Origin of the sequence: Xenorhabdus littoralis (assembly GCF_033949345.1) — a bacterium.
Lineage (GTDB): Bacteria > Pseudomonadota > Gammaproteobacteria > Enterobacterales > Enterobacteriaceae > Xenorhabdus > Xenorhabdus littoralis.
This window is the reverse complement of the sequence record NZ_VCDP01000046.1, coordinates 1-2,646: the sequence shown is the minus strand read 5'-3', so window position 1 is coordinate 2,646 and position 2,646 is coordinate 1. Positions and strand designations below refer to the sequence as shown.

6 protein-coding genes are annotated in these 2,646 nt (G+C 44.6%); all 6 read right to left on the bottom strand.

Features of this window, described 5'->3' with window-relative positions; all coding sequences use genetic code 11:
• Positions 1-21 precede the first annotated feature (21 nt).
• Positions 22-411, bottom strand: a complete 390-nt coding sequence (locus FE394_RS12305; protein ID WP_319926674.1) for a hypothetical protein — start codon at positions 409-411, stop codon at positions 22-24.
• Between the two features lie 68 nt (positions 412-479).
• Entirely contained in the window at positions 480-1,331 is an 852-nt protein-coding gene (locus tag FE394_RS12300) for a KilA-N domain-containing protein (protein ID WP_319926673.1), read from the bottom strand.
• A 209-nt stretch (positions 1,332-1,540) separates the two neighbouring features.
• A complete protein-coding gene (locus FE394_RS12295; RefSeq protein ID WP_319926672.1) occupies positions 1,541-1,750 on the bottom strand; it encodes a hypothetical protein in 210 nt (69 codons plus the stop codon).
• A 170-nt stretch (positions 1,751-1,920) separates the two neighbouring features.
• Positions 1,921-2,106 carry a hypothetical protein gene (locus tag FE394_RS12290; protein ID WP_319926671.1) on the bottom strand — a complete coding sequence of 62 codons (186 nt, stop codon included), beginning with the start codon at positions 2,104-2,106 and terminating at the stop codon, positions 1,921-1,923.
• Positions 2,103-2,387, bottom strand: a complete 285-nt coding sequence (locus FE394_RS19935) for a lysis system i-spanin subunit Rz (protein ID WP_419836335.1) — start codon at positions 2,385-2,387, stop codon at positions 2,103-2,105. Before FE394_RS19935 ends, FE394_RS12290 begins: the two co-directional genes overlap by 4 nt.
• Positions 2,388-2,391: 4 nt before the next feature.
• Positions 2,392-2,646: lysis protein (locus tag FE394_RS12275; RefSeq protein WP_319926670.1), on the bottom strand; the 255-nt coding region annotated here is incomplete at its 5' end.

Below are 2,646 nucleotides of genomic sequence, written 5' to 3'. Positions count from 1 at the left end.
ATGCTTTGGAGGATTTTGTATTCAGACTTCTTCATCAATAGGTAGTCGGTACAGCCCATTATTCTCTCTGATACCCAGATCCATGAGCATCATTCCGAACTCATGCAGAAAAGCATTCATATAACGCTTGCCGCGCTTGCTTAGTTCTGGCGCAACACCACCAATAAAGACAACACGCTCACTGGGCTTTTTCTCATACGGCACAAGTAATTTGCCGTAAAACAGTGTCCGACTGTTGGGGCTGAGTCTTTCGCTTAATCGGCCATCCAGCAGACCAGCACTAAAATGTTGGTTGACCTGTATGTCGCCAAACAGGTGGCGATAAACGAGACTCTGGTTTACTTTCATCAGGTAGTAGCAATATGCTTCGGCAACACGCCAGCAGAAAAACTCATGAGTGGGCGTATTCATTACTTCATCTCCAATACGGTTAACATTAACTATTTGATTTTGTTCCAAAGTGCTTTTTCGCACCTTGCTTAATATCTAACCGCTGAATAGCTGAACTCCCTTTCCACAGGGAAGATCAACATGCCTTGCTCACCTGGCTTGCCGAATGACTGCACACAGCGAGATTCGAAGTCTTTGTAGTCCACACAGCCATTAGCCAATATCGTTACCGCTTTCAATTGTTCTTCAACCAACTTCTGTGCTTCTGGTTTGAGGTACTGGTGAATTTTGTCCCCGCTACCTTTAGCCGCTTCTTTGGCCTCCGCGTAAACTGAGTCAGGTAATACAACCTGATACACCCACTTGGAAGTAATTGCGCCAAACAGAGACGGAGTACCCCCAATATGTCCGTTATAGGGCAGGCCAGACATTCGGCTTAGTGCCTGATAAAAAGGTTGCTGGAAGAGCTTTTCCCATGAAGCAGGTTTATCCAGAAGAAAGATGGCATTGATGCGATGGTCATCAAAAACAGGTTGAGTACCTCGAATCAAAACATCGATCTGCTCATCACACCAGATTTCAAAATCAACGGATAACCAGCGGGCAAAGCGAACTGCAAGCTTCGGGTGTAACCAAGTTCCTCCCTGCGGGCCTGTTTTCGTACTCACTAACCCCGTTTTCTTAACGAACTTAAGAACTTTTGCCCGCGAAGCTGCTGATGACGTATCTAACTGTTTGATTTTGCTTATTTCCGTCAGAGAACCGGAATTACCAAATAGCTTATGGCTAAGGGCCGAAAGGTACTCAAGGGTGTCTATTTGACGTAACCAATCATTGGGTTCTTTCCCAAACTTGCCTGCTACATCTGTGGCATTAATCCATCCCTCATCGTTAAAGCGAATAGGATGACCGTCATACTCAAATGGAATGATATTACTCATAGGGTACTTTCCTTATAGAAAATCGAACCTGCTCACGTAGAAAGCCGCCCGCAGAAATACCCATTAACGGATTTCTCAGGCTCGACTTTCTGTAAGGTTCTGCGTTTTTTTATTGATGTGCGCTGTGAGTGCGCGGTGAAATGCAGATATAAAAAAACCACCACGTCCGAAGAGGTGATGGCAGGGGTTATTGCTGTAATAGGCTGGTTTTAAATTTGGCTAACTGCTTCTTTAAATTTTTCTTTTGCTATTTCTACGGATTTTTCTTTAATCTCCCCTAGGGATAAATTGTCGCTATATCGCAACTCAACCCAAGCTGTAAAAAAGTTTCTACTAATTTCATCCGTAAAAATATTAACTTCCACCTCTATTGTTTCTTCTACTACATAATATCTAATATTTTTAATATCAAATTTCACGAGATTTCCTTAATTTGCATTTCTTTTTAGGGTATAAACTCATGTGATTACACCACATCAGGAAATCCATTCTAATTTTTGCTATGACTCGAATACAGTTCTCATAATTGTTTCCAACCTCAAACAAGACTCACCGACACTCCGTCCTAATATACCCCACCACCCCAGAATCATTTGCTCTGAGGTGGCAGAGTGTTATTTGTTCTCATGATATTGGCCCGTTCCTCTATCTCTCCTGTAATTGCCTCTAACTGCAACGCCAGACAGTACATCCTGAAGAGTGACGGTGAGAATGATGACTGATTAGCTTGTGCCCGATACTCAGTCGGTATTATGGGTGTTTGATATGTAATCATTTCTCTCTCCCACATTCAATCTTCACATAATCCCTCAGTCCAACATACTGGGCTTCGAGGGTTTCCAGTTCTCCGAGGAGACGTACATAATCTTGCTCAGCGTCTTTCTCCAGTCGGGCGGGTCTTGAACCATCCATGCCGGAGGGGGCAGCGGTTTCAGACACTGGACATTGGGCTTTGACATACACGCGCTTAACGGCACTGGCGAGGTACTGAGTGTGAGCCTTGTCCAGTTCTGCAAGGTGCTGGATGTGATGTGGCTGTATTTGATACTTGTTCATTTTCTCACCTTAAACACTCAGTCTTCACATAATCCTGCAAATATCTCAGTTTTGCCCGGTCGTTGATAATGCCTTCTCGGATATCGAGAACAGTTGATCCAGTTTCTCCAGTGAGTTCGACGGTGGTTCCATCGCCCATGCTGCCGGAGGAAGGGGTTTCAGATACGGGACAGGTTCCCTTGATGCGCAGCTTGCGACGACCAGCGGCAACATCAGCCCGAAGAGTATCGATTTCAGTCTTGGCATTGGCGAGTTCCTG